Origin of the sequence: Streptomyces sp. A2-16, from assembly GCF_018128905.1 — a bacterium.
In the GTDB taxonomy this organism is placed as follows: Bacteria; Actinomycetota; Actinomycetes; order Streptomycetales; family Streptomycetaceae; genus Streptomyces.
In genome coordinates, this window is the sequence record NZ_CP063808.1 from 2,754,759 (window position 1) to 2,780,066 (window position 25,308).

The 25,308-nt window shown below is 72.1% G+C and carries 26 protein-coding genes; 15 read left to right on the forward strand and 11 right to left on the reverse strand.

What is annotated here, in order from left to right; translation table 11 throughout:
* The first annotated feature begins 35 nt into the window (after nucleotides 1-35).
* Nucleotides 36-1,535 carry an IucA/IucC family protein gene (locus tag IOD14_RS12435; protein ID WP_212670260.1) on the forward strand — a complete coding sequence of 500 codons (1,500 nt, stop codon included), beginning with the start codon at nucleotides 36-38 and terminating at the stop codon, nucleotides 1,533-1,535.
* 100 nt (nucleotides 1,536-1,635) lie between these two features.
* Here IOD14_RS12435 and IOD14_RS12440 read toward each other — a convergent pair whose 3' ends face one another.
* Entirely contained in the window at nucleotides 1,636-2,082 is a 447-nt protein-coding gene (locus IOD14_RS12440) for an RICIN domain-containing protein (protein WP_123994638.1), read from the reverse strand.
* A gap of 83 nt (nucleotides 2,083-2,165) precedes the next feature.
* A complete protein-coding gene (locus IOD14_RS44245) occupies nucleotides 2,166-2,948 on the reverse strand; it encodes a M23 family metallopeptidase (RefSeq protein ID WP_249125902.1) in 783 nt (260 codons plus the stop codon).
* Between the two features lie 163 nt (nucleotides 2,949-3,111).
* Here IOD14_RS44245 and IOD14_RS12450 point away from each other — a divergent pair, with 163 nt between their 5' ends.
* Both IOD14_RS12450 and IOD14_RS12455 read left to right on the forward strand, forming a co-directional pair.
* Complete coding sequence (locus IOD14_RS12450) at nucleotides 3,112-4,398, forward strand: SH3 domain-containing protein (protein WP_212670261.1); 1,287 nt, start codon at nucleotides 3,112-3,114, stop codon at nucleotides 4,396-4,398.
* Nucleotides 4,399-4,509: 111 nt separating this feature from the next.
* Nucleotides 4,510-5,397 carry a M23 family metallopeptidase gene (locus tag IOD14_RS12455; protein ID WP_249125903.1) on the forward strand — a complete coding sequence of 296 codons (888 nt, stop codon included), beginning with the start codon at nucleotides 4,510-4,512 and terminating at the stop codon, nucleotides 5,395-5,397.
* A gap of 49 nt (nucleotides 5,398-5,446) precedes the next feature.
* On the opposite strand, the gene IOD14_RS12460 is transcribed toward IOD14_RS12455, so the two are convergent.
* Both IOD14_RS12460 and IOD14_RS12465 read right to left on the reverse strand, forming a co-directional pair.
* A complete protein-coding gene (locus IOD14_RS12460; RefSeq protein ID WP_212670262.1) occupies nucleotides 5,447-6,859 on the reverse strand; it encodes a serine/threonine-protein kinase in 1,413 nt (470 codons plus the stop codon).
* The gene (locus IOD14_RS12465) at nucleotides 6,850-7,617 is read right to left on the reverse strand and encodes a serine/threonine protein kinase (RefSeq protein ID WP_123994634.1); all 768 of its coding nucleotides are present in this window, start codon (nucleotides 7,615-7,617) and stop codon (nucleotides 6,850-6,852) included. The genes IOD14_RS12460 and IOD14_RS12465 overlap by 10 nt, the downstream gene beginning before the upstream one ends.
* Before the next feature lie 147 nt (nucleotides 7,618-7,764).
* Here IOD14_RS12465 and IOD14_RS12470 point away from each other — a divergent pair, with 147 nt between their 5' ends.
* On the forward strand, nucleotides 7,765-8,670 hold the full coding sequence (locus tag IOD14_RS12470; protein ID WP_212670263.1) for a HipA family kinase: 906 nt from the start codon (nucleotides 7,765-7,767) through the stop codon (nucleotides 8,668-8,670).
* Entirely contained in the window at nucleotides 8,667-8,942 is a 276-nt protein-coding gene (locus IOD14_RS12475) for a SelT/SelW/SelH family protein (protein WP_123994632.1), read from the forward strand. Before IOD14_RS12470 ends, IOD14_RS12475 begins: the two co-directional genes overlap by 4 nt.
* 12 nt (nucleotides 8,943-8,954) lie before the next feature.
* Here the strand turns inward: IOD14_RS12475 and aceB are convergent, their stop codons facing one another.
* Both aceB and IOD14_RS12485 read right to left on the reverse strand, forming a co-directional pair.
* The gene (gene aceB, locus IOD14_RS12480; RefSeq protein WP_212670264.1) at nucleotides 8,955-10,589 is read right to left on the reverse strand and encodes a malate synthase A; all 1,635 of its coding nucleotides are present in this window, start codon (nucleotides 10,587-10,589) and stop codon (nucleotides 8,955-8,957) included.
* Between the two features lie 184 nt (nucleotides 10,590-10,773).
* A complete protein-coding gene (locus IOD14_RS12485; protein WP_212670265.1) occupies nucleotides 10,774-11,373 on the reverse strand; it encodes a nucleotidyltransferase family protein in 600 nt (199 codons plus the stop codon).
* Between the two features lie 205 nt (nucleotides 11,374-11,578).
* Between IOD14_RS12485 and IOD14_RS12490 the strand changes: the two genes are divergently transcribed.
* Nucleotides 11,579-11,863 (forward strand): DUF5955 family protein, encoded by a 285-nt coding sequence (locus tag IOD14_RS12490; protein WP_174269410.1) that lies wholly within the window; start codon nucleotides 11,579-11,581, stop codon nucleotides 11,861-11,863.
* Here IOD14_RS12490 and IOD14_RS12495 read toward each other — a convergent pair.
* A complete protein-coding gene (locus IOD14_RS12495; RefSeq protein WP_212670266.1) occupies nucleotides 11,860-12,543 on the reverse strand; it encodes a DUF6304 family protein in 684 nt (227 codons plus the stop codon). The genes IOD14_RS12490 and IOD14_RS12495 overlap by 4 nt on opposite strands.
* Nucleotides 12,540-13,334, reverse strand: a complete 795-nt coding sequence (locus IOD14_RS12500; RefSeq protein ID WP_123994627.1) for an IclR family transcriptional regulator — start codon at nucleotides 13,332-13,334, stop codon at nucleotides 12,540-12,542. The genes IOD14_RS12495 and IOD14_RS12500 overlap by 4 nt, the downstream gene beginning before the upstream one ends.
* A 263-nt stretch (nucleotides 13,335-13,597) precedes the next feature.
* On the opposite strand from IOD14_RS12500, the gene allB reads away from it, so the two are divergent.
* Together allB and alc are read left to right on the forward strand one after the other, a co-directional pair.
* Complete coding sequence (gene allB, locus IOD14_RS12505; RefSeq protein ID WP_123994626.1) at nucleotides 13,598-14,935, forward strand: allantoinase AllB; 1,338 nt, start codon at nucleotides 13,598-13,600, stop codon at nucleotides 14,933-14,935.
* A gap of 37 nt (nucleotides 14,936-14,972) precedes the next feature.
* The gene (gene alc / locus IOD14_RS12510) at nucleotides 14,973-16,088 is read left to right on the forward strand and encodes an allantoicase (protein WP_123994625.1); all 1,116 of its coding nucleotides are present in this window, start codon (nucleotides 14,973-14,975) and stop codon (nucleotides 16,086-16,088) included.
* Between the two features lie 84 nt (nucleotides 16,089-16,172).
* On the opposite strand, the gene IOD14_RS12515 is transcribed toward alc, so the two are convergent.
* Nucleotides 16,173-16,919, reverse strand: coding sequence for an SDR family oxidoreductase (locus IOD14_RS12515; protein WP_212670267.1), 747 nt, complete (start codon nucleotides 16,917-16,919; stop codon nucleotides 16,173-16,175).
* A gap of 155 nt (nucleotides 16,920-17,074) precedes the next feature.
* On the opposite strand from IOD14_RS12515, the gene IOD14_RS12520 reads away from it, so the two are divergent.
* A complete protein-coding gene (locus IOD14_RS12520) occupies nucleotides 17,075-17,464 on the forward strand; it encodes a ribonuclease domain-containing protein (protein WP_212670268.1) in 390 nt (129 codons plus the stop codon).
* Nucleotides 17,465-17,474: 10 nt separating this feature from the next.
* Here the strand turns inward: IOD14_RS12520 and IOD14_RS12525 are convergent, their stop codons facing one another.
* Complete coding sequence (locus IOD14_RS12525; RefSeq protein WP_123994622.1) at nucleotides 17,475-17,675, reverse strand: hypothetical protein; 201 nt, start codon at nucleotides 17,673-17,675, stop codon at nucleotides 17,475-17,477.
* A 169-nt stretch (nucleotides 17,676-17,844) separates the two neighbouring features.
* Between IOD14_RS12525 and IOD14_RS12530 the strand changes: the two genes are divergently transcribed.
* The 3 genes from IOD14_RS12530 (at nucleotide 17,845) to IOD14_RS12540 (ending at nucleotide 21,223) form a co-directional block, all read left to right on the forward strand.
* On the forward strand, nucleotides 17,845-19,104 hold the full coding sequence (locus IOD14_RS12530; protein ID WP_212670269.1) for a histidine kinase: 1,260 nt from the start codon (nucleotides 17,845-17,847) through the stop codon (nucleotides 19,102-19,104).
* A gap of 202 nt (nucleotides 19,105-19,306) precedes the next feature.
* Entirely contained in the window at nucleotides 19,307-19,996 is a 690-nt protein-coding gene (locus IOD14_RS12535) for a response regulator transcription factor (protein WP_123994620.1), read from the forward strand.
* Nucleotides 19,997-20,035: 39 nt separating this feature from the next.
* Nucleotides 20,036-21,223: a cytochrome P450 gene (locus IOD14_RS12540; protein WP_212670270.1), complete on the forward strand. Its 1,188-nt coding sequence runs from the start codon at nucleotides 20,036-20,038 to the stop codon at nucleotides 21,221-21,223.
* 305 nt (nucleotides 21,224-21,528) lie between these two features.
* On the opposite strand, the gene IOD14_RS12545 is transcribed toward IOD14_RS12540, so the two are convergent.
* A complete protein-coding gene (locus IOD14_RS12545) occupies nucleotides 21,529-22,551 on the reverse strand; it encodes a Gfo/Idh/MocA family oxidoreductase (RefSeq protein WP_123994618.1) in 1,023 nt (340 codons plus the stop codon).
* 130 nt (nucleotides 22,552-22,681) lie between these two features.
* On the opposite strand from IOD14_RS12545, the gene IOD14_RS12550 reads away from it, so the two are divergent.
* The 3 genes from IOD14_RS12550 (at nucleotide 22,682) to IOD14_RS12560 (ending at nucleotide 25,290) form a co-directional block, all read left to right on the forward strand.
* Nucleotides 22,682-23,419 (forward strand): GntR family transcriptional regulator, encoded by a 738-nt coding sequence (locus tag IOD14_RS12550; RefSeq protein WP_174269444.1) that lies wholly within the window; start codon nucleotides 22,682-22,684, stop codon nucleotides 23,417-23,419.
* A 141-nt stretch (nucleotides 23,420-23,560) separates the two neighbouring features.
* Nucleotides 23,561-24,709 carry an ROK family glucokinase gene (locus IOD14_RS12555; RefSeq protein ID WP_037712265.1) on the forward strand — a complete coding sequence of 383 codons (1,149 nt, stop codon included), beginning with the start codon at nucleotides 23,561-23,563 and terminating at the stop codon, nucleotides 24,707-24,709.
* Nucleotides 24,706-25,290 (forward strand): sugar kinase, encoded by a 585-nt coding sequence (locus tag IOD14_RS12560; RefSeq protein ID WP_123994617.1) that lies wholly within the window; start codon nucleotides 24,706-24,708, stop codon nucleotides 25,288-25,290. The genes IOD14_RS12555 and IOD14_RS12560 overlap by 4 nt, the downstream gene beginning before the upstream one ends.
* The last annotated feature ends 18 nt before the right edge of the window (nucleotides 25,291-25,308 follow it).

The window sequence follows — 25,308 nt, forward strand, 5'->3', positions numbered from 1 at the left end:
GATCGTCATCGCCCCAGATGAACCGTAGAGAACGAGTGGATCGCGTGGATCTCCTGCCCCCGCCGGCCGACGCCTCCGTCGCACACCGCGCCGACGCGTACGCGGCGGCGCCCCTGCTCAACTGCCTGCTGCGCGAGGTGGCCGAGCGGCTCCCGGAACCCGGTGACCGCCCGGTGCACCGGCTGCCCGGCGGGCGACTGCTCAGGGTGCGGGGCGACCGGCGGCCCGCCGAGCCAGAGGTGCGCACGGCGGACGGCTGGCAGCGGATCGGCCACACCGAACTCGTGAAGCTCGCCGCCGAGGTACTGACCCGGCACACCGGTCTGTCCAACCACGAGCTGCCCGCCGAGATGATCGACAGCCGGGACGCGGTGGCCGCCCTGCTCACGGCCCGGGACCGGGCGACGCCGCCCGACGACCCGTATCTGCGCTCCGAGCAGAGCCTCGTCACCGGCCACCCCCACCACCCCGCCCCCAAGGCCCGCGGCGGCGGCCCCGTCGCCGGCTGGCTGCCGTACGCACCCGAGGCCCACACCCGCTTCCCGCTGGCCCTGCTGGGAGTGCGCGAGGATGCCGTCGTCGAGGAGGGCGACACCGCGGCCCTCGACGCGCTCGGCGAGGCCCCGCCCGGCTACCGGCTGCTGCCCGCCCACCCCTGGCAGCTCGACCTGGTGAGCTGCGCCGACGCCTTCGAGGACGGACGTCTGATCCGGCTCGGCACGACCGGGTTCCAGACCTGGCCGACGGCCGCGATCCGCACGGTGTACGCCCCCGCACAGGATCTCTTCCTCAAGTTCAGTCTCGACGTCCGCATCACCAACGACATCCGCCGGCTGTGGCGTCACGACCTGCTCAGACTCCGCCGTACGGATGAAGCGGCCGCGAACGCCCTCGCAGCGGGCCCCGGCCCGGCGGTCTGGCTGAGCGACCGGGGCTATCGCACCGCCGACTTCGCCTTCGAGGAACTCGCCGTGCTCGTCCGCGACGGTCTGCGCGACCGGGTGCGTCCCGGGACGACCCCGCTGCTCGCCGCGGCCCTGGTGGAGGGCTTCGAGGGCAACCCCCTCGACACCGCCGAGGACCCGGCGGCCTGGTGGGAGGCCTACCTGGGCGCGGTCGTGCCGCCCGCCCTCGCCGCCTTCGCCGACCACGGCGTCGTCCTCGAGGCGCACCTCCAGAACACCCTGGTCGCCGTGGACGCCGACGGCATGCCCGTGCAGGCACTGTTCCGGGACGCCGAGGGCGTGAAGCTGCTGCCCGAGGTCCCGCGCGCGGCCGGGTGGGAGCGGCTGGTGTACTGCCTGGTGGTGAACCACCTGTGGGAGGTCGCCGCGGCCCTCGCCGAACGGCATCCCGGGTTCGACCCGTGGCCGGCCGCCCGCCGTGAACTCTCCCGCCACGACCTCCCGGAGATCCCGGCCCTGCTCGGCTCGCCGACCCTCCCCGGCAAGACCAACCTGCTGCTGCGCTGGACCGGCGCGGACGGCGCCGACGCCCGCTATCTGCCCCTGCCCAATCCGCTGACCGGGGCCTGAGCCGCACTTCGGCACAGCCCGCGCCGACGCGGACGGGGCGCCCGCCACGGATCCTGTCCGCGGCGGACGCCCCGAGGCGACCGTCAGTACCGGCCCTGCGTCAGAACCAGCTCTGGTACGTGCCGGCGTTGCACCCGAGGGTGCGGAAGCCGACGTTGCTGTCGTCGATGCAGCGGTTCGTCGCCTGGTTCTTGAGCTCGATCGTGTTGTCGGCCCACTTCTTGACGTACCAGCTCTGGTTCGGGCTGGAGTCGCAGTCCAGGGTCTTGAAGCCCTGGTCGCTGTCGAACATGCACCGGTTGGTGTTGACGTTCTTCAGCTGGACGGTGCCGTCGTTCCAGCGGTGCACGATCCAGTTCTGGGCGTTGCTGCCGTTGCAGTCCCAGGTGCGGAAGCCGTTGCCGGTGTCGTCGATGCAGCGGTTCGTCGCCTGGTTCTTGAAGGTGTTGATGGCGTCCGCGGCCGAGGCCGTGGACAGGGGCAGCAGCGCGAGCGCGGTGGCGGTGGTGCCGAGCGCCGCGATGCGGCCGAGCGTGGCGAGGGACATGGGTGTGCCTTTCGGTCGGGTGGGAGTGCCTCGCCTGGACACGGCGAGGTCGGGAGTGGAGATCGGATGCGGCGGCGGGCCGGTCAGCGGCACTCGGTGCTGACGTTGCCCTTGTCGTCGCCCTTGAGGTAGATCGCGCTGACGTAGCCGACCCCGCCCGCGCGCAGCGGGAGCTGGACCCACTTGTCGTTGGTGTAGCCCTCGGCGGAGATGCGCTCGCCGGTCTTCCAGCAGTTCGCCGGGTAGGTCTCGCCCGGGTAGACCTTGCTGACCGGGTCGCAGCCGGTGACACCGGCGCAGGCGCGGACGTTGGCCTCCGCCCACGCGGTCACCGTGGTCTGCCCGCCACCGCCTCCGCCGCCCCCGCCGGGCGTGCAGGGCAGGTTCACCCCGCGGTCGCGCAGATACGGCACCGGGTCGATGCCGCGGACCGTGGTGGACGTGCCGACCCGGACGCGCAGATGCAGGTGCGGTCCTGTCGCCTCGCCCTCGGCGCCCATCAGGGCGATGCGCTGCCCGGCCTGGACGCGCTGGCCGACGGAGACGTCGCGCTGGTACATGTGCCCGTACTCGGTCACGGTGCCGTCTTCGTGCAGGATTCGGATCCACTGCCCGTAGCCGCTGGCCGGGCCGGAGGCGATGACCTCGCCGGCGCCGACGGCGTAGATGGGCGTGCCCAGGGCGTTGGCGATGTCGACGCCGTCGTGGCTGCTGCTGTAGCCCTGGCTGATGACGCCGGCGGTGGGGCAGGACGCGGCGAACGCCGCCGCGGCGGCCGGCGCGGCGGCGGCCGGGGCCGCGCCGGCCGTCAGGGGCAGGAACACGGCGGCTGCCGCGACGAGTCCGGCGAGCGGATGCAGACGCACGGGACTTCCTCTCCGGTGATGCGGTGTGGGGACGGCCCGGAAGCTATCCGCGCCGAACCCCACGGCGGCACCCGGAACGTTCCGGAATGACAGCCCCCGATCCCGGCCGATAGGGCTCTCCTCGACAACCACACGGTTTCCGAGCCCGATGGGGGAATGCGCCGTGCGAACCACCACCCGACGCCTGATACAGGGGCTGTGCGCCCTGCTGGTCGTGGGCGGGCTGACGCCCGTCACCGCCGCGACCGCCGACGGCGGGGAGAGACCTGCCGCGAAGAGCCCGGCGGCCGACTGGCGGGTCGACCTCGCCAGTACCTCGGCCGATCAGCACAACACCCGCCACCGCGCGGACGGCCGGCTCACCATCGGCGACCGCCGCGCCCGCACCGCCTCCGCACCCGGCCGGGCCTACGCCGTGTACACCGCGCCGGTCCAGAGCCTCGGGCGGCAGACCGACTCCTTCACCGTCCGCCGCGAGGCGCAGGTGCCGACGGGAAGCCAGGTGCTCACCGAGGTCCGCGGCAGCGGCCACCCCGGCACCTGGACGCAGTGGACCGCCCCCGACTCCGCGGGCCGGCTGCGGCTGTCCCAGGCCGTCTCCGTCCTCCAGGTCCGGCTCACCCTCCTGGGCGGCCGGACCGGCTCCCCGGTCGTCTCGGACGTCAGGGTGCACGCCGACCCGTCGCGGTCCGCCGCACGCGCCGGAGCGGGCGCGACCGCCGCGGCGTCCGTGACGTACCGTCTCTTCGCCACCCGTGAGGGCCTGACCGGGCAGACCACGGCCAACGGCCATGTCATCCAGCCGCGCGACCACTTCGTGGCCCTGCCCTCGCGGCGGATGCTCGCGAGCAACGGAGGCCGCGAGTACCAGGTGCGGCTGTGCTACGCCCGCACCGGACGCTGCGAGACCGCCCCGGTGTGGGACGTCGGCCCCTGGAACACCAAGGACGACTACTGGAACCCGTCGGGCCAGCGCCAGATGTGGAACGACCTGCCGCAGGGCACCCCGGAGGCGCAGGCGGCCTACCAGAACGGCTACAACGGAGGCCGGGACGAGTTCGGCCGCCGGGTCGCCAACCCGGCCGGCATCGACGTGGCCGACGGCACCTTCTGGGACGGCCTCGGCATGACGGACAACGACTGGGTGGACGTCACCTTCCAGCCGACCGACGGCGGCGGAGGCGGCGGGACGACCAACGTCACGGCGTGGGCGGAGGCCAACGTGCGTGCCTGCGCCGGCATCACGGGCTGCGATCCGGTCAGCAAGGTCTACCCGGGCGAGACCTACCCGGCGAACTGCTGGACGACCGGCGAGCGCATCTCCGCCGAGGGCTACACGAGCGACAAGTGGGTCGAACTCCCGCTGCGCGCGGGCGGGGTCGGCTACGTCAGCGCGATCTACCTCAAGGGCGACGAGACCGGCGGTGTGAGCCGGCGGTGCGGCACCTGACCCGCCGATCGCCGCGGCCCACCCCGTAACGTGCCGGAGTCCCTTCCCGGCCGCTCTACGGCACTGTCACCCCAGGACACCGACAGGAACCGACAGGAAGGGCAGGGACCCGTGAGGCTGTGGCGAGGAAAACCGGGGTGGGCGGCGGCGCTGATCGCGCTGCTGATGACGGCGGGGGTGTGCGCGAGCGCACCGGCCGCGACGGCGGCGCCCGCCGCCCGCCCGGACTTCAGACTGCCGTTCGCGTGCGGACAGACCTGGCAGTTGCAGACGTACCTGGGCCACGCGCCCGACGACAAGAAGCTCGACATGTACCGTGTCGGCGGCCCCACCCTCGGCGCCACGGTCGTCGCCTCCGCCGCCGGCACGGTCACCGAGCTCTTCGAGCCCGGCGGCCTGGAGATCAACCACGGCGGCGGCTGGTTCACGGTCTATCTGCACATGGACCGGCGGGACGTGCGCCTCGGCCAGAGCGTCGCCTCCGGCACCCCCCTGGGACGGCTCGGCCTGGTCGGCACGGACTCGGCGCACCTGCACTACGAGCAGCTCTACGACACCAACGGCGACAACGACGGCGAGACCGACGAGATGGTCCACCCGGTGATCCAGGGCACCGAGTACCGGCTCAGCCCGAACGGCCCGTTCCCCCAGGTAAAGAGCACCAACGCGTGCGACGGCGGGGGCCAGCCGGACCGGTTCTGGGTGGACACCTACGCCGACGCCACCGGGTACAAGGACGTCGACTGCGTCGGTGACAGCACACCGCGCTGCGCGCCCCAGGGCACCCTGCGCAAGGGCACCAACTACGTCCTGTGCAAGAAGTGGGGCCACAAGGTCGGCAACGACACGTCGTACAACCACTGGTGGCTGCTCACCGACCTCGACGAGGTCGCGCCGGGCGGGTCGGGGCGGGCGTACGTCTCCGCCTACTACCTGCAGAAGTGGGGCAACGACGAGGCCAAGGACAACGACGGCCGCGTCATCGACACCTGCACCTGACCGGTCAGGCCCGGCCGGTGCCACGCGGCACCGGCCGGGCCTGGGAGGATCACCCGCACTCGGGCACGGCGGGTCGGTCCTTCGTCCGCACCGCCGGCAGCCACGCCCTGCCGTCCCGCAGCCGGACCTTGTACCACGCGGTGGTGCGGGTGCCGACCTCGTCGGTCACCGGCAGCCCCTTGCTCATCCGGCACTCCGCGGGCAGAACGTCCCCGTGCCACACCCGGGTGGGGACGACGTTGTCGATGGTGTAGGCGGCCTGCGGGTCGACCGCCAGACCGAGACTGCACATCGGGTCGCGTGCCTCGGCCCGGTCGCGGCAGAACTTCTCCACGTTGAACACCGTGACACGGGCGGTGGCCGAGGCGGTGCCGGAGATGTTCTCGGTGTGCACCTCCGTGCCCTTGCCCGCCCCGTGGCCCTCGCCGTCCGCGACGACGTACGGCCAGCCGACGGCCGTCGCCGCGCCCAGCGCCGTGGCCGTCACGGCGCCGAGCACCAGCCGCCGCCGACGGCGCGGGTGACCGGTGTCGCCCACCGCGGCGGACGCGCCGCCCTCGGCCGCCCGGACGCGGGTCAGCACCTCCTGCGCGGTGTGCGCGGCGCGGGTCTCATGGGCGGGTGCCAGACAGTCCGCGGCGAGCGCGCGCCACACCTCGGGCACGGCGGGATCCAGCCGCAGCGGAGCCCGCCCGGCCGCGAACTCCTGTACGGCCGCCCCGCGGGCCGCCGCCGTCGCGCCGGGGAAGGGCGAGGCACCGCCGGTGAACACCTGGTGGATCACGATGCCCAGGGCCCAGATGTCGGTGCTCGGACGCACCTTCACGCCGCGCTCGCCCAGCGGGGCCCGCCAGCGTTCGGGCGGCAGGTAGTCGGGGGTGCCCGCGGGCGGCATCCACGCGTGCGTGCCGAGGGTGCCGTCGAGTTCGGCGGCCAGCCCGAAGTCCGACAGCCGGACCGAACCGTCCGCCATGAGCAGGACGTTGTCGGGCTTGAGGTCGCCGTGCACCCAGCCCAGGGAGTGCAGATGGGCCAGTCCCTCGCAGATCTGCGTCAGGATCCGCGTCCCCGTGCCGTCCGGCAGGGCCCCCTCGGCCTCCAGGAGCTGGCGCAGACTGCGCTCGGCGCGCTCCATCACCAGGACGACCGCCCCGTCGAGCTCGGGATGTTCCGGCTCGTCCAGGACGAGAGAGTCGAGCAGCCGGACGAGCCGGGGGTGCTGGTTCCGGCGCCCGAACTCGCTCTCCCGCCGGGCGCTCTCCGCCAACCCGCGGGCCTGGCGCGGCGCGAGCCCGGCCGTCGGCATGAACTTCAGCGCGACGATCCGGTCACCGTCCGCCCCGCCCGCGCCGCGGCCCTCGTAGACCCATCCCCAGCCGCCCTCCGCGATCGGCTCGCCGACCTCCCAGTCGCCGACCCGCAGGCCGCGGGGGACTCTAGGCACCACCCCGCTCACCGGCATGCCCCCGCCCCGGACGGCGTGCGGGCGGGAAGGAGACCGAGGTGCCGCTCGTCGACCAGGCCGAAGCGCAGCGCGACACCGACGAGCGTCTCGCGCTTGCCGTTGCGACGGGCACCGCGGCCCGGTTCCCGCTCGGCGGGCGGGACGATGCGGAGTTTCTCGTCGGCGAGGTAGTCGATCTGGGCGCTGACCGCGCGGGCCGTGAGGCGCTCGCACTGCGGGTGCCGGCGCAGCCGCTCGACGATCTCGGGGGTGGTCGGTACCGCGAGCGCCGACTCGTCGCGCAGACGCGGCTCGCAGAGCGCGACCAGCACCAGGAAGTACGCGGCGGTCTGGTCGAGCGAGTACGCGGTCAGGGTCCGGGTGCCCCGGTGGTCCCCCTCCGGTCCGCTCGGATCGAGGTAGACGTGGTCGGGCGCGAAGACGTGGAAGCTCACCCCGGATCCGCGCGTGGGCAGCACGACCCGTGCGAACTCGAAGGGGATGGGCGCCCCGACGCGGCGCGGCGGCACCCGCAGATACTCCCCGGCGCCCTCCGGGTTCTCCACCAGATAGCTCTGCGTCGTGCTGAAGTTGCTCAGCAGCCAGTGCTCGTCGGTCACCCGGATCTCCCCGGCCAGCCGGGACACCGACGGGTCCGCGAGGCGCAACTCCACGGGTGCCGTGTCGGAGCCCCGCCCGAAACGCGCCACTTCACCCGGGCCGAGCCGTACCGTCCGCGCCGGTTCCTGTGGCAAATGGATCACTATGCCGCTCATCGTCCCCCGATTCTCGCCGGTTTCCCTTGGTCCGTGCGCCGGTCAAACGCACGGACTCCCTCCAGTAACACTTTTCTCAGGCCGCTCCGGTTGCAACCGCACGCGGTCCGTCGCGGCCGTACGCAGAACTACGTATAGCCTGGAGAAATGCTGAGGGAGGTCACCGCGACGCACTACGTCGAACCGCTGCGCTCCGGCGGTTCCGTGCCCGGCGTCGTCGAGGCCGACGATCTGGGCACGTACGTCGTGAAGTTCACCGGCTCCGCGCAGGGCCGCAAGGCGCTGGTCGCCGAGGTGATCGTCGGTGAGCTGGCGCGGGCGCTGGGACTGCGCTTCCCCGAACTGGTCCTGGTGCGCTTCGACCCCGCGATCGCCGACAGCGAGCCGCACCAGGAGGTGCGCGACCTGCACACGGCGAGCGCGGGGGTGAACCTCGGCATGGACTACCTGCCGGGCGCGCGTGACTTCACGCCCGAGATCGCGGGGCTCTTCCCCGTGGACCCGCTGGAGGCCGGACGGATCGTCTGGCTCGACGCCCTGACCGTCAACGTCGACCGTACGGTGCACAGTTCGAACCTGATGATCTGGCCGACGCTCGGCATCGCGCGGCCGCGCCTGTGGCTGATCGACCACGGGGCCGCCCTGGTCTTCCACCACCGCTGGGAGGGCACGGACCCCGCGAAGTCGTACGACTTCCGCCATCACGCCCTCGGCCTGTACGGCCCCGACGTGCGCGCCGCCGACGCGGAACTCGCGCCCAAGGTCACGCTCGACGTCCTGCGCGAGGTCACCGCCGCCGTCCCCGACGCCTGGCTCACCGACTTCGCGACCCCGGCCGAGGCACGCGAGGCCTATGTGACGTACCTCCACGCACGCGTGCGGGCCTCCGCGGCCTGGCTGCCCACGGACTTCCCCACCCGGGAGGAACTCGCCGCCGAGGAGGCCCTGCGCGCGGCGAGGACACAGCAAGGCCGGCCCGAGTGGCTGAAGCGGGTCCCCGACCTGCACGGCAAACCGGCGGCGGAACAGGATTGGTCGGTGCACCTGGGATGAGCGACGTCCGGCGCGTGGAGATCGAGTACTGCACCCAGTGCCGCTGGCTGCCGCGGGCGGCCTGGCTGGCGCAGGAGTTGCTGACGACCTTCGAGACGGAGCTCTCCGAGCTGGCGCTGAAGCCCGGCACGGGCGGCGTCTTCGTGGTCCGCGTCGACGACGAGGTCGTCTGGGACCGCCGGGAACAGGGCTTCCCCGAGCCGACGGCGGTGAAGCAGGCCGTACGCGACCGAGTGGCCCCGGGAAAGTCCCTGGGCCACTCGGACAAGTGAGCTTCCCGAGGATCAGCCGCGCAGCTGCTCGTAGGCCGGCAGCGTGAGGAAGTCCGCGTAGTCGTCGTCGAGGGACACCTGGAGCAGCAGGTCGTGGGCCTGCTGCCAGTGGCCGGCCGCGAAGGCCTCCTCGCCGATCTCCTTGCGGATGTTCGAGAGCTCCTCGGCGGCGACCTCGCGGGCCAGCTCCGGGGTGGCCTTCACGGTGTTCCCGGCGTGCTCGAACTCCACGCCCGCGTTGATCCACTGCCAGATCTGCGAACGGGAGATCTCGGCGGTGGCCGCGTCCTCCATGAGGTTGAAGATGGCCACCGCGCCGAGCCCGCGCAGCCACGCCTCGATGTAACGGATGCCGACCTGGACCGCGTTGACGAGGCCGTTGTACGTCGGCTTCGCCTCCAGCGAGTCGATCGCGATGAGGTCGGCCGCCTCGACGTGGACGTCCTCGCGCAGGCAGTCCTTCTGGTTCGGCCGGTCGCCGAGGACCTTGTCGAAGGACTCCATGGCGATCGGGACCAGGTCGGGGTGGGCGACCCAGGACCCGTCGAAGCCGTCGCCGGCCTCACGGTCCTTGTCGGCGCGGACCTTCTCGAAGGCCACCTTGTTGACCTCGGCGTCGCGGCGCGAGGGGATGAAGGCCGCCATGCCGCCGATCGCGTGCGCGCCGCGCTTGTGGCAGGTACGGACGAGGAGTTCGGTGTACGCCCGCATGAACGGGGCCGTCATCGTGACCGCGTTGCGGTCCGGCAGGACGAACTTGGCGCCGCCGTCACGGAAGTTCTTGACGATGGAGAACAGGTAGTCCCAGCGGCCCGCGTTCAACCCCGAGGCGTGGTCGCGCAGTTCGTAGAGGATCTCCTCCATCTCGTACGCGGCCGTGATCGTCTCGATCAGGACGGTCGCGCGGACGGTGCCCTGCGGGATGCCGCAGTACTCCTGCGCGAAGACGAACACGTCGTTCCACAGCCGCGCCTCGAGGTGCGACTCGGTCTTCGGGAGGTAGAAGTAGGGGCCCTTGCCGAGGTCGAGCAGCCGCTGGGCGTTGTGGAAGAAGTACAGGCCGAAGTCGACGAGCGCGCCCGGGACCTGGGCGCCGTCCGCGTCCACCAGGTGCCGCTCGTTCAGGTGCCAGCCCCGCGGGCGCATGACGACCGTGGCGAGCTCTTCGTCGGCCTTGAGCGCGTACGACTTTCCGGACCTCTCGTCCGTGAAGTCGATGTTCCGGGTGTACGCGTCGGCCAGGTTGACCTGCCCGAGGACGACGTTCTCCCAGGTCGGCGCCGAGGCGTCCTCGAAGTCCGCGAGCCACACCTTGGCCCCGGAGTTGAGGGCGTTGATGGTCATCTTGCGGTCGGTGGGGCCGGTGATCTCGACCCGGCGGTCGTCGAGGGCCGCGGGGGAGGGGGCCACCTTCCAGGAGTCGTCCGCGCGGATCGCGGCGGTCTCGGGGAGGAAGTCGAGCGTGGAGGTGCGGGCGATCTCGGCGCGGCGCTCGGCGCGGCGGGCGAGGAGTTCGTCACGCCGGGGCGTGAAACGGCGGTGCAGCTCGGCCACGAAGGCGAGGGCCGCCTCGGTGAGGACCTCCTCCTGCCGCGGCAGGGGCTCGGCGTCGACGATGGCCAGCGGGGACGGCGCTGGTGCGGACATGTGCTGTCACTTCCTTCAGCGGTGGCACCGGGTGCCAGTCGAACCGGGTACGCGAGCGGCGCCCCTCGCAAGGGCAGGGCGCTTCTGAACAGTGGATACTAGTTTCCTTATCGTGGAAGTTCAATGGTTTGTTGATGTCGAGATTCTCCGGGTCGAGCAAAGGTGGCGCTGCGTGCCACCGCGTTCACTCAAGGTGCGCCAGATCCTCCGGCGTGTCGATGTCGTACGGCTCGGCCACGTCCCCGCACTCGACGAGCGTGAGTGCGCCCCGGTGCTCCTTCAGATAGGCGCGTGCCCCCCGGTCGCCGGTCGCAGTCGCCGCGATCCCCGCCCAGTGCGCGGCACCGAGGAGCACGGGGTGGCCGCGTACGCCGTCGTAGGCGGCCGAGGCGAGCGAGGTCTCGTCCTCGTACGCGCCGAGCACCCGGCGCACGGCCGCCGCCCCGATGCCGGGCTGGTCGACGAGTGAGACCAGCGCCGCCCGTGCCGGTGTTCCGGTCAGCGAGCCGAGCCCGGCCCGCAGCGACGACCCCATGCCGTCGGCCCACTCCGGGTTCTCCACGAGCACGCAGCCACCGAGCTCCGCCCGCTCCCGTACGGCCGCGGCGGCGGCGCCCAGGACCACGTGCACCCGGGTGCAGCCGGCCGCGCGCAGGACACCGACCGCGTGCTCGACGAGCGGACGGCCCCGGTGTTCGAGCAGCGCCTTGGGGTGCCCGCCGAGCCGACGCCCCGCCCCCGCGGCCAGGACCACTCCGGCGACCTGCTGTTCGTTCTCCGTCATGCGTCCTGCATACCTGACATGCCGGGGTGGGCCGGGTTTCCACGGGCTGAATTTCGGTCCGCACGGTGGCGCACGGCGGCCCGCGTGGCGTTTACTGACCCGCGTCCCTTGGCGCCCGACCAACGTCACAGGGGCTTCACGACGCTGGGGCGCACGAAGGTGTGCGAGGGGGAGAGCTGTGTTGCGGAGCTTGGGGCAGAGGCCAGTGACCGGCAGCGACAACGATCCGAGAGTGGCGGAACTGCGGACCGCGGTATCCCGGCTGCGCCGCCAACTCGCCGCGCACCCGGCCGATTTCCCCGACCGGGGCATCGCCGAGGACGAACTCGCCGCACTGGCCGCCATGACGATCGACGGCACCCCCGAAGTCCCGCGCCTGCGGCGGTCGTTGCTGCTGATCGCGGGGGCGATCGGATCGGTGAGCGCGCTGTCGCGGGGGCTGACGGCGGTACGGGACGCGGTGGAGCTGTTCGGGGAGCCGCGCCGTTAGGGAAACGTGCCCCGGTACCCCTTGTGCGTGCCGCGGTGCTCGAACTCCGGGCAGAGCCAGGTCTCCTGGACGAACTCGGTGAGGTCGTCCCAGATCGCGAAGATGCCCGTCGGACCGTGCTTGGCGTCCACCCGCCGGTAACGGTCCTTCGCGTCCCGGAAACAGGCCAGCCCGGCCATCAGTCCGTTGCCGAGAGGGTTGTAGTCGGACCACGCGCACGAGACGCAGGCCCGCAACCGGGCGGCTCGCGGCAGTGCCCGCTGGATGTCTCGCAGCGCCTCCTCGAAGTCGTCCCGCATCCTCCCGCTGCGGAACTCGTGCCCGTCCAGGTGCAGGGTGGTGGTCAGGTTCTGCAGGTCCGGCCCGGGCCGGGGGCCCGCCGGATCCCCGAGCCGCAGAAGGCAGTGCAGCATGCCCGGCCGCACGCCGCTGCCCCTGACGTCGACGGGTAGGGGCGTCTCCCATTCCAGGAGGCAGAAGTACAGCGCCCCGTCCCGGAACGAGAACATCTGCTCGGGTGGCTCCCCGCCCAGCGCGCCCAGATCGTCCATGGTGTCGCCCTCGAAGAGGACGCCCCTGATCGTCGTACGGATCGACTCCCGGCCGTCGGACTCGAAGACGACGTCCTCGGTGCCGTGCCGGTCCGTGTACCGCCCCGGCCAGCGCTGTACGGCGGTCACGCCGGGTTCTGGCTCGCCAGCGCCTCGGACAGCTCGCCGGCCACCTGCTGCAGCACCGGCACGATCTTCTCCGTGGCCGCCTCCGTGACCCGCCCCGCCGGACCGGAGATCGAAATGGCCGCGGCGGTGGGGGAGTTGGGCACCGACACCGCGAGGCAGCGGACGCCGATCTCCTGCTCGTTGTCGTCGACCGCGTAGCCCTGGCCGCGTACGTCCGCGAGGGCCGCGAGGAAGCCGTCCGGTGTGGTGATCGTCTTCTCCGTCGCCGCCGGCATGCCGGTCCGGGCGAGAAGGGCACGCACCTCGTCGTCGGGGGTGTTGGCGAGCAGGGCCTTGCCGACGCCGGTGGAGTGCGGCAGGACGCGTCGGCCGACCTCGGTGAACATCCGCATCGAGTGCTTGGAGGGCACCTGGGCGACGTAGACGATCTCGTCCCCGTCGAGCAGTGCCATGTTGGCCGTCTCGCCGGTCTCCTCGACCAGGCGGGCCAGGTAGGGACGGGCCCAGGTGCCGAGCAGCCGGGAGGCCGACTCGCCGAGGCGGATCAGTCGGGGGCCGAGGGCGTAGCGCCGGTTGGGCTGCTGACGGACGTATCCGCAGGACACCAGCGTCCGCATCAGGCGGTGGATGGTGGGCAGCGGCAGCCCGCTGCTCGCGGCCAACTCGCTCAGTCCGACCTCTCCGCCCGCGTCCGCCATCCGTTCCAGCAGATCGAAGGCGCGCTCGAGGGACTGGACCCCGCCACCGGCGGACTTGGCGGAGTCGGTGGTGCTGGCGCTGGACGTCGGCACGGCGCGTTCCTTTCGGAGCTGCCTTTCGGGTCTGGGCAGGAGGGCAGAAGCCTACCCGGCAGTCGGTTGACTCCCCGCTGGTGCATAGCTACGTTCTGTATGACGGAATACTAATTCCACCTTGTGGAAACGTCCAGAGTGTCGACGGCGGATGTCCTGGGGGGAAGTGTGCCCTTGACGGCGGTCGAGCGGGAGTGAAGACTCCTTCAACAGAAAGTTGAATTCCGTTACGCGGAAGTTAACGGCGGCAGAGAGGGGTCCGGGTGTCCGAGACTGAACTGGTGCTGCGCTCGACGCGCGTCATCACACCCGAGGGGACGCGGCCCGCGTCCGTCGCGGTCGCTGACGGGAAGATCACGGCCGTGCTGCCGTACGAGGCTCCCCTGCCCGGGGGCACCCGCCTCGAGGACCTCGGGGACGACGTCCTGCTGCCCGGCCTGGTCGACACCCACGTGCACGTCAACGACCCCGGCCGCACCGAGTGGGAGGGCTTCTGGACCGCCACGCGCGCGGCGGCCGCCGGCGGCATCACCACCCTCGTCGACATGCCGCTCAACTCCCTCCCGCCCACGACGACGGTCGAGAACCTCCGTACGAAGCGTGCGGTCGCCGCCGACAAGGCCCACATCGACGTCGGCTTCTGGGGCGGCGCCCTGCCCGACAACGTCAAGGACCTGCGGCCGCTGCACGAGTCGGGTGTCTTCGGCTTCAAGGCGTTCCTGTCGCCCTCCGGCGTCGACGAGTTCCCGCATCTCGACCAGGACGGGCTCGCCCGGTCGCTGGCCGAGATCGCCTCCTTCGGCGGTCTGCTGATCGTGCACGCCGAGGACCCGCACCACCTGGAGGCCGCACCGCAGCAGGGCGGTCCCCGGTACGCCGACTTCCTGGCCTCCCGCCCGCGTGACGCCGAGGACACGGCGATCGCCCAACTCATCGCCCAGGCCAAGCGGTTGGACGCGCGCGTGCACGTCCTCCACCTGTCGTCCTCCGACGCGCTCCCGCTGATCGCCCGGGCCAAGGCGGACGGCGTCCGCGTCACCGTCGAGACCTGCCCGCACTACCTCACCCTCACCGCCGAGGAAGTCCCGGACGGGGCAAGCGAGTTCAAGTGCTGCCCGCCCATCCGGGAGTCCGCCAACCAGGACCTGCTGTGGCAGGCGCTGGCCGACGGCACCATCGACTGCGTGGTCACCGACCACTCGCCGTCCACGGCCGACCTGAAGACGGACGACTTCGCCACCGCGTGGGGCGGCATCTCGGGCCTCCAGCTGAGCCTGGCGGCCGTCTGGACGGAGGCCCGCAAGCGCGGCCACTCCCTGGAGGACGTGGTCCGCTGGATGTCCGCGCGGACCGCTCAACTGGTCGGCCTGGACCGCAAGGGCGCCATCGAGGCCGGCCGCGACGCCGACTTCGCGGTCCTCGCGCCCGACGACACCTTCACCGTCGACCCGGCGGCCCTCCAGCACCGCAACCGCGTCACCGCGTACGCGGGCAAGACCCTGTACGGCGTGGTCAGGTCGACCTGGCTGCGCGGCGAACGCATCGTCGCGGACGGCGAGTTCACTGCTCCCCGGGGCCGACTGCTCACCCGTACCCCCTGACCCACCCGCACCGGCCCACTCCGAAAGGCACATGTACGTGACGGCGATTCCCAGCTTCACCGGTGACGCGAACCCGTACGGCGGCGGTGACCCGTACGCGGACTACCGCACCGCCGACTTCCCCTTCACCCAGTACGCCGACCTCGCCGCACGGACACTCGGTGCCTCGGTCGTCGCCGCCAACGACGAGTTCTTCGCCCAGCGCGAGAACCTGCTGATCCCCGGGCGGGCCGAGTTCGACCCCGAGCACTTCGGGCACAAGGGCAAGATCATGGACGGCTGGGAGACACGGCGCCGCCGAGGCGCCTCGGCCGAGCACCCCTGGCCGACGGCCGAGGACCACGACTGGGCGCTGGTGCGCCTGGGCGCGCCCGGCGTGATCCGGGGGATCGTCGTCGACACGGCGCACTTCCGCGGCAACTACCCGCAGGCGGTGTCGGTCGAGGGCACGAGCGTCCCCGGCTCCCCGTCCCCGCAGGAGCTGCTGGGCGACGACGTGAAGTGGACGACGCTGGTCCCGCGGACACCCGTCGGCGGCCATGCGGCGAACGGCTTCGAGGTCGCCCTGGAGCAGCGCTTCACCCACCTGCGGGTCAACCAGCACCCCGACGGCGGCATCGCCCGCCTGCGCGTGCACGGCGAGGTCGTCCCGGACCCGGCGTGGCTGGAGGTCCTCGGCACCTTCGACGTGGTCGCCCTGGAGAACGGCGGCCGGGCGGAGGACGCGTCCAACCTCTTCTACTCACCGGCCTCCAACACCATCCAGCCGGGCCGCTCCCGCAAGATGGACGACGGCTGGGAGACCCGCCGTCGCCGCGACCGGGGCAACGACTGGATCAGCTATCGCCTCGTGGCCCAGTCCCGGATCCGGGCGGTCGAGATCGACACGGCGTATCTGAAGGGGAACAGCGCGGGCTGGGCCTCGGTGTCGGTCCGCGACGGCGAGGACGGCGACTGGCGCGAGATCCTCCCGCGCACGAGACTGCAGCCCGACACGAACCACCGCTTCGTCCTGGACGCTCCGGCGGTGGGCACGCACGCGCGCGTGGACATCTTCCCGGACGGAGGGATCTCGCGCCTGCGGCTGTTCGGTTCCCTGACGGACACCGGCGCGGCCGCGCTGTCGGCGAGGCACCAGGAGCTGGGCGGCTGAAGCCGGGCCCTTGCCCCCGTGGCTCCCCCGAAAAGGGGCCGCGGGGGCGTGCCCCGCCCCGGGGCGTGAGGGAGTGCGTTCACCTCATGCCGCGTGCCCTCCGTCCACCGAGAACTCCGCACCGGTGACGTACTCCGCGTCCGCCAGGTACGCCACCATCGACGCCACTTCCTCCGCCGTCCCGAACCTCCCCACCGCGGTCATCGCGGCCTGCCCCGCCGCGAACGGACCGTCAGCCGGATTCATGTCCGTGTCCACGGGCCCGGGATGCACGATGTTCGCCGTGATCCCCCGCGGCCCCAGCTCCCGCGCCAGGGCCTTCGTCAGCCCGATCAGCGCCGACTTGCTCGTCGCGTACAGGGTTCCGCCAGGGCCGGGCACCCGCTGTGTCATACAGCTGCCGATCGTGATGATCCGCCCCCCGTCCCGCATCCGGGCGGCCGCTGCCTGAGAGGCCAGGAACACCCCGCGCACGTTGACGGCCAGTACGCGGTCGACCTCCATGAGGGACAGCTCGCCCAACGGCCCGAGCACCCCCACGCCCGCGTTGTTCACCAGCACGTCCAGCCCGCCGAGCGCCTCCGCCGTACGCAGCACCGCCCCGGCCGCCTCCTGCGAGTCCGCCGAGTCGGCCCGCAGCGCGACGGCCCGGCGCCCCAGCGCCTCCACGCGCCGGACCACCTGTGCGGCCGCCTCCTTGGCGTCCACGTACGTCACGGCCACGTCCGCGCCCTCCCGCGCCAGCCGCACCGCCGTGGCCGCACCGATCCCGCGAGCGCCCCCGGTGACGAGCGCGACCTTGCCGTTCAGAGTTCCGTGAGCAGTTGTCATGCCACCCATCCCACCGGCCGGCCGCGCGAACCGCTGGCGGCGAACGGACACGGAGCTCGCCCGAGGTTAACTCCCTGCAAACTCATCGGACTTGCCGGGAAAATCTCCGCAGTTGTCATTGACATGCCACTGTCTACGCGCGTCATCATGACGGCATGAGATTCCCCCCACGGATCACACGCACCGGCGCCGCCGCGGCCGTCCTGTCCGCTCTCCTCATCGGCGGCACCGTCACCACCGCCACCCCGGCGGCCGCCGCGGTCGGCAGCATCTGCTACACCAAGCTGCCCTCCCAGGCCCACGACACCCTGGACCTGATCGACCAGGGCGGCCCCTACCCCTACTCCCAGGACGGCAGCGTCTTCCAGAACAGGGAAAGCGTCCTGCCCAGCCAGTCGACCGGTTACTACCACGAGTACACGGTGATCACGCCGGGTTCCTCCACGCGCGGGGCGCGCCGGATCGTCACCGGTCAGAAGAGCCAGGAGGACTACTACACGGCGGACCACTACGCCACGTTCAACCTGGTCAACTACGGCTGCTGACAGCGCGTCGTCAGCCGGAGCCGCGGCTCTCCGCGGCGGCGAACAGCGCGCACGCCAGCACGATGAGGGTGATGCTCGCGAAGACCCCGTAGCCGTCGAGGAAGCCGATCCGCTGGACGAGGCCGATGTGCCAGTCGGTGAACTCGTGCAGCAAACCCATCCCGCCCTGCACCAAGGCGAAAAAACCGAGCAGTTCCAGCAGTTGCTTCATGGGTAGAGCCTCGCCCCGCGGACCCCCCACGAACATCGGCCGCGGGGCGAGCCCCTGCCCGCTCAAGCATCGGATCCGAGGGACCGCACCCGCCGAAAGTCTGCGGTGCCGCGACTTTGGTCGCCGATCCCCGTCGCGGGGAGGTGTTCCCGGTCCTCACTGCGTAGATTTGTCGACCGTGAGCGGTGACGAGACGGTTCCCGAACCCCCGGCGTTCCCCGGCCGGCGCTGGCTGATGCCGTCCGCGGTGATCCACGAGTTCGACCCCGCCGACGCTCGGCCCGGACGCCGCCCCCGGCGGACCGCGCGCGACTGGATCGTCGACTTCTCCTGCTTCTTGCTGGCCGCCCTCATCGGCCTGGTCGCCGCCGACGCGGTGGGCGACAACCCGCATGTGTCGCACGCCGCGGCCGACCTCGACCAACTGCTCGGCGCGGTCGCCTGCGCCGCCGTGTGGCTGCGCCGCCGCTGGCCGCTCGGCCTCGCCCTGGGCACGATCCCGCTCGGGCTGCTCTCGGACACCGCCGGCGGCGCCTGCATGATCGCCGTCTTCACCCTCGCCGTCCACCGCCCCTTCCGCTACGTCGCCTGGGTGGCCGGCATCAACATCGCCATGGCTCCGCTCACCTACCGGCTGCGGCCCGACGCCGACCTGCCCTACCTCGTCTCGGTCGTCCTCTCCGTGGTGCTGATCGCCGCCATGGTCGGCTGGGGCCTGCTGGTGCGGGCCAAACGGCAGCTCATGTTCAGCCTGCGCGACCGCGCCCGGCGCGCCGAGACCGAGGCGCGGCTGCGGGCCGAGCAGGCGCAGCGGCTGGCCCGAGAGGCGATCGCGCGCGAGATGCACGACGTCCTCGCGCACCGGCTGACCCTGCTGAGCGTCCACGCGGGCGCCCTGGAGTTCCGGCCGGACGCGCCCCAGGAGGAGGTCGCACGGGCGGCCGGTGTCATCCGGGAGAGCGCGCACGAGGCGCTCCAGGACCTGCGGGAGATCATCGGAGTGCTGCGGGCGGCCGACCACGACGACACGGGCCGCCCCCAGCCCACGCTCGCCGCCCTGGACGGCCTGGTCGCCGAGTCCCGTGAGGCCGGCATGAAGGTCACCCTCGACAGCCGGGTCGCCGAACCGGCCGCCGTGCCCGCCTCGGTGGGCCGCACCGCCTACCGCATCGCCCAGGAGGCCCTGACCAACGCCCGCAAGCACGCCCCCGGCGCGGAGGTCACCGTCACGGTCACCGGAGGTCCGGGCGAAGGGCTCGCCGTGACCGTACGGAACCCCCCTCCCGAGGGCGAGGTGCCGCACGTCCCCGGCTCGGGCCAGGGCCTGATCGGCCTCACCGAGCGCGCCACGCTCGCCGGGGGCAGGCTGGAACACGGGCCGCAGGAGGACGGGTCGTTCCGGGTGGCGGCGTGGCTGCCGTGGACGTGAGCGGTCCGTCTTCGCGGGTGGCCGGCGTGGATGTGAGCGGTCCGTCTTCGCGGGTGGCGGGCGTGGATGTGAGCCGCCCGCCGTTGCAGGTTGCTGCCGTGGACGTGAGCCGTCCGCTCTCGCGCCATGCGGTCACCGGATGCGCAACTCGCCCGTCCGCAAGGGTGATTGCGCCTCGCCTCCGCGTGATTACGTAGGGCCCATGACTGCGATCAGACTGCTTCTCGTCGACGACGACCCCCTCGTGCGGGCCGGTCTGTCCCTGATGATGGGCGGGGCCGAGGACATCGAGATCGTCGGTGAGGCGGCGGACGGAACCGAGGTCGAGGGCGCCGTCGACCGCACCCGCCCGGACGTCGTCCTCATGGACATCAGGATGCCGTCGGTGGACGGCCTCACGGCCACCGAGCGGCTGCGCGGCCGCCCCGACGCCCCCCAGGTCGTCGTCCTGACCACCTTCCACGCCGACGAGCAGGTCCTGCGCGCCCTGCGCGCCGGCGCCGCCGGATTCGTCCTCAAGGACACCCCGCCCGCCGAGATCCTCGCCGCCGTCCGCCGGGTCGCGGCCGGCGACCCCGTCCTGTCGCCCACCGTCACCCGCCAGCTGATGGAGCACGCGGCCGGCACCGCCGCCGACACCCGACGGGCACGCGCGCGTGAGCGCGTCGCCGCCCTCAACGACCGCGAACGCGAGGTGGCCGTCGCCGTCGGCCAGGGCCTGTCCAACGCCGAGATCGCCGCTGCCCTGTACATGAGCGTCGCCACCGTCAAGACCCATGTGTCCCGCGTGCTGGCCAAGCTCGATCTCAACAACCGGGTCCAGATCGCCCTGTTGGCGTACGACGCGGGACTGCTGGAGCAGTCCGAGGAACCCGAGCCGGAAGGGCACTAGGCGCGGCCGCCGGGCGTTGACCGTGTGAAGGGGGAGACCATGACCGAAGCAGTGATCGATCTCGGGGAGTACGGCGACGCGTTCCGTGCTGACCCGCATCCCGTGTACGCCGAGTTGCGCCGCCTGGGCCCCGTGCACCGGGTGCGGCCGCCCGGCTCCGACGCCGACTACGCGACCTGGCTCGTCGTCGGGCACGAGGAGGCGCGCGCGGCCCTCGCCGATCCCAGACTGTCCAAGGACGGCCGCAGGATCGGCATGGTGTTCGACGACGAGGCGCTGATCGGCCGCCATCTGCTCGGCGCCGACCCGCCCGAGCACACCCGGCTGCGGGGCCTGGTCTCCCGCGCCTTCACCATGCGCCGGGTCGAGCTGCTGCGGCCCAGGATCCAGGAGATCACCGACGACCTCCTCGACGCGATGCTGCCGCACGGCCGCGCCGACCTGGTGCGGTCCCTCGCCTACCCGCTTCCGATCACCGTGATCTGCGAACTCCTCGGCGTGCCCGAGATGGACCGCACCGAGTTCCGGAAGCTGTCCACGGAGGTCGTCGCACCCACCAGCCCGGAGAGCTCGTACGACGCCGTCCGGCGCCTCGGCGAGTACCTCACCGAGCTCATCGAGGACAAGCGGTGCGCCGGGCCGAGCGACGACCTGCTCGGCGACCTCATCCGCACCACCGCCGAGGACGGCGACCGGCTCTCTCCTTCGGAGCTGCGCGGCATGGCCTTCCTGCTGCTGATCGCGGGGCACGAGACCACGGTCAACCTCATCACCAACGGCGTGCGTGCCCTGCTCACCCACCCGGACCAACTCGCCGCCCTGCGCGCGGACATGAGTCTCGTCGACGGTGCGGTCGAGGAGACGCTGCGCTACGAGGGCCCGGTGGAGAACGCCACGTTCCGGTATGCCGCCGAGCCCCTGGAGATAGCAGGACGGGCCATAGACAAGGGCGACCCGGTGATGATCTGCCTGAGCGCGGCCGACCGCGACGACTCCCGTTACCCGGCTCCGGACCGCTTCGACATCCGCCGCGACCCCCGCGGCCACCTCGCGTTCGGCCACGGCATCCACTACTGCCTGGGCGCCCCGCTGGCCCGTCTGGAGGCCCGCACGGCGATCGCCACCCTGCTGGACCGCGCCCCCGCCCTCGCGCTCGACGGACCCACGGGGGAGTGGCTGCCGGGCATGCTGATCAGGGGCGTCCGGAGCCTGCCGGTGCGGTGGTAGCGCCCGGCGGGGGTGCGGGGTGCGGTGTCGACGGGACGGGGTGCCTGGGCGCGGTGGGCGGGCGATGACCGGGGACCGGAGACTGACGGCCGAGGACCGGGGATCGGAGGCTGGCGTCCGGGGACCGGGGACTGACGGCCGAGGACCGGGGATCAGAGACTGGCGGCCGAGGACCGGGGATCGGAGGCTGGCGGCCGAGGACCGGGGACCGGAGGCTGGCGGCCGAGGGCCGGAGACCGACGGCGGCAGGCCAGGAACCGGCGGCTTCGGGACCGTCGCTCCGTGGTTCGGCTCGCCGGACGGCCTCAGAGCACGGTCGCGCTCGCACCGCCCGGGATCTCCGCGAGCCGTACGGCCCTGCGCTCGCGCCGGGACACCTCGCACGCCTCGGCGACCCGTAGCGCCTGCAACGCCTCGCGTCCGTCGCAGGGGTTCGCCCGCTCACCCCGGACCACCTCGATGAACGCGTGCAGTTCAGCCTCGTAGGCAGGTCCGAACCGCTCCAGGAACCCCGTCCACGGCTTGTCCGCCGCGGGCGGCCCGGTGGGTTCCGTGGACGCGATCGGCGTACGGTCGTCCAGGCCCACCACGACCTGGTCCAGTTCCCCGGCCAGCTCCATGCGCACGTCGTACCCGGCCCCGTTCAGCCGGGTGGCCGTGGCCGTCGCAAGGGTGCCGTCGTCGAGGGTGAGCACGGCCGCCGCGGTGTCGACGTCCCCGGCGGCCCGGAACATCGGCGGCCCGGCGTCGGACCCGGCCGCGTACACATCGACGATCTCGTGCCCGGTCACCCAGCGCAGGACGTCGAAGTCGTGGATCAGGGTGTCCCGGTACAGCCCCCCGGACAGCGCCAGCCACTCGGGCGGCGGCGGCGCCTGGTCCGAGGTGAGGGCCCGCACGGTGTGCAGCCGCCCGAGGCGACCCGAGCGCACCGCCTCCCGCGCGCCGGTGTAGCCCGCGTCGAAGCGGCGCTGGAAACCCATCTGGAGAATCGTCCCCGCTGTCTCGACCTCGGCGATCGCCTGCAGCGTGCCGGGCAGGTCGAGCGCGATGGGCTTCTCGCAGAACACCGGCAGTCCCGAGCGTGCCGCCCGGCCGATCAGTTCGGCGTGCGCGGAGGTCGCCGCGGTGATGACGACGGCGTCGACACCCCATTTGAAGATCTCGTCGACGCCCGGGGCCGCGGTCTCCCCTAGGCGGTGCGCGAGCTCCTGGGCCCGCGCGCCGTCCGCGTCCGTGAGGATTAAGGAACCGACCTCCCGATGGCGGCTGAGCGTGTTCGCATGAATGGTGCCGATGCGGCCCGTCCCTATGACCCCGATGCGCATGTGAACAAAATGTGGTCGCGAACCCCGCGCTGTCAATCAATATGTCCGGACAATCTGACTACACGACTTCCCGTCAACAGCGCACGGAGCTACGCTCGGGCCCGTGCCGAAACCAGAAGTGGACCCGACCGTGACGCTCGAGCTCAGTGTGGACCGCAGCAGCCCCGTGCCGTTGTACTTCCAGCTGTCCCAGCAGCTGGAGGCCGCGATCGAGCACGGAACGCTCACCCCCGGCAGCCTGCTGGGCAACGAGATCGAGCTCGCCGCCCGGCTCGGTCTGTCGAGGCCCACTGTCCGTCAGGCCATCCAGTCGCTCGTCGACAAGGGCCTGCTCGTGCGCCGCCGCGGAGTAGGCACCCAGGTCGTGCACAGCCAGGTCAAGCGCCCGCTGGAGCTGAGCAGCCTCTACGACGACCTGGAGGCGGCCGGTCAGCGCCCCGCGACGAAGGTCCTCGTGAACGCCGTCGTCTCCGCCACCGCCGAGATCGCCGCCGCGCTCGGCGTCGCCGAGGGCAGCGACGTGCACCGGGTGGAACGCCTGCGTCTCGCCCACGGGGAGCCGATGGCGCACCTGTGCAACTTCATCCCGCCGGCCCTCCTCGACCTGGACACGGGACAACTGGAGACCACGGGCCTGTACCGCATGATGCGCTCGGCCGGCATCACCCTGCACAGCGCCCGCCAGACCATCGGCGCCCGAGCGGCCACGACGGAAGAGGCGGACCGCCTGGCGGAGGAGACGGGTGCCCCATTGCTGACGATGCAGCGCGTGACCTTCGACGACACAGGGCGAGCGGTCGAGTACGGCACGCACACCTATCGCCCGACTCGCTATTCCTTCGAGTTCCAGCTCCTGGTCCGGCCCTGAGGGGCGCGGGGCCGTGTCGATGTGCGGCTCCGCCGCGTGGACGCGATCAGCCACGCGTCAGCCGCACCCGGCCCGACTCGCGCGCCCCCCTTTGCTCCCCCGTTCGGCACCCAGCGTGAGCGTGCGGCAGAATCAGGGCCGATGAGCACCTACGGCAACTTCAGCGCCCCCATAGGCTCCCGCCGCGCCCCCGCCCTGCGGACCGTCGGCACGCGGGAACGCCGCTCACACCTGACCGCACCCCGCGTGCCGACAGTGGGCATCGACATCGGCGGCACCAAGGTCATGGCGGGTGTCGTCGACGCCGACGGCAACATCCTGGAGAAGGTCCGCACCGAGACCCCGGACAAGTCCAAGAGCCCCAAGGTCGTCGAGGACACCATCGTCGAACTGGTCCTGGACCTGTCCGACCGCCACGACGTCCACGCGGTCGGCATCGGCGCGGCCGGCTGGGTCGACGCCGACCGCAACCGCGTGCTGTTCGCCCCCCACTTGTCCTGGCGCAACGAGCCCCTCCGGGACCGTATCGCCGGCCGCCTCGCGGTCCCGGTCCTCGTGGACAACGACGCCAACACCGCCGCCTGGGCCGAGTGGCGCTTCGGCGCGGGCCGCGGCGAGGACCACCTCGTCATGATCACGCTCGGCACCGGCATCGGCGGCGCGATCCTGGAGGACGGCCAGGTCAAACGCGGCAAGTACGGTGTCGCCGGCGAGTTCGGCCATATGCAGGTCGTCCCCGGCGGGCACCGCTGCCCGTGCGGCAACCGCGGCTGCTGGGAGCAGTACAGCTCCGGAAACGCACTGGTCAGGGAGGCCAGGGAGCTGGCCGCCGCCGACTCCCCGGTGGCGTACGGGATCATCGAGCACGTCAAGGGCAACATCGGCGACATCACCGGCCCGATGATCACCGAGCTGGCCCGTGACGGCGACGCGATGTGCATCGAGCTGCTCCAGGACATCGGCCAGTGGCTCGGCGTCGGCATCGCCAACCTCGCGGCGGCCCTCGACCCGTCCTGCTTCGTCATCGGCGGTGGTGTCAGCGCGGCCGACGACCTGCTGATCGGCCCCGCGCGGGACGCCTTCAAGCGTCAGCTCACCGGCCGCGGCTACCGCCCCGAGGCCCGTATCGCCCGGGCCCAGCTCGGTCCCGAGGCCGGAATGGTCGGCGCCGCCGACCTCGCCCGCCTGGTCGCCCGCCGCTTCCGGCGCGCCAACCGGCGCCGGGTGGAGCGGCACGAGCGCTACGAGCGATACGTGGAGGCCCGCCGAACGTCCCGGGACACCGCATGACCGCTTCCCTGCCGCGCCAGGCCTCGGCGTCCCCCGACGAGCCGGAGCGGCCCACCGAGGACCGCCGCCACCGGAACCGCCGCCGGGCGATCACGCTGCTCATCATCGGCCTGCTCATCGGCGTCCCGGCCGGCTATCTGGTGATCTCCGCCAACCAGAGCCGTGACAGCGGCAAGGACAAGGAGGCGAAGTACTCGGCGACGGGCCTCACGCCCGACTGGCCGTCCAAGGTCCAGCGCCGCCTCTACCAGGTGCCCGTGCCGCACCCCGCGGACCTGGTCGCCTCCTACGAGACCAACAACTGGAAGACCAGCCGCCTCTACGTCCAGTTCCGGACGACCGACGCCGGCCTCGCCGCCTTCCTCACCGGCATGGGCGTCAGCCGCGCCGACCTCAAGAAGAACGACATCACCATCAGCGAGCGCGACCAGAAGATCAGCGGCTGGAAATTCGACGGCCCACGCTCCTGGTGGGGCCTGACCCACGCGCAGAAGGACCCGGCGCCCACCCAGGACGTCATGGTCAACCTGACCGTGCCGAACGCCCCGAAGGTGTACGTCGTTTCGCGCACGGTTCCCTGACCCGGCCGGTCCGGTGGC